Below are 480 nucleotides of genomic sequence, written 5' to 3'. Positions count from 1 at the left end.
GGGTTATGTTTCTGGTGGCAATTCCTATAGCTGCAGGCGAAGCTTTCACTTCACCCCCAAGGCCGGGCAAGATTACGAACTGATCCTGCTCGACGGTGGCCAGTGCTTGGTCGCGTTGCAGCGCTTAAACCCAGCTGGAAAACCTGAAAACGAGCCTGTTGAGAAGGCAGGGCTGTGTAGAGCATTGGATGCCTTTTAGCTTGGCGTATTCAGAATTCCAGCGATAGGTGGCTATCCGGACATTGCGGATAGTTCAAACCTAAACGTGAGCCGAATCAATGCGCATCGGGGGCGTGGCCTTTAGCCGACTTGACATACCAGGCGTATCCAAGAGGCACAGAAGTGAGCCAGCTTGCACTTGCGGAGGAGGCAAGCTGGGCGAAACCAGAACCGAGTTGGTTGTCCGCTTTTGAGGTAGACATCCAGACAAAGGCCAAGCGTTTTCTGGCGCTGTCACGAGATGGAGATAGATGGCATCAC

Annotated in this window: 1 pseudogene; it reads left to right on the top strand. The window is 53.8% G+C overall.

Annotated features, from left to right (window positions below):
- A pseudogene (locus JWG43_RS17880) lies at window positions 1–199 on the top strand (hypothetical protein); the annotation flags it as partial.
- Between the last annotated feature and the right edge of the window lie 281 nt (window positions 200–480).

This window comes from Desulfobulbus alkaliphilus, from assembly GCF_016918545.1.
Taxonomy (GTDB): domain Bacteria; phylum Desulfobacterota; class Desulfobulbia; order Desulfobulbales; family Desulfobulbaceae; genus Desulfobulbus; species Desulfobulbus alkaliphilus.
Note: the sequence above shows the minus strand (reverse complement) of the source record. Positions and strands in the feature narration are given on the sequence as shown.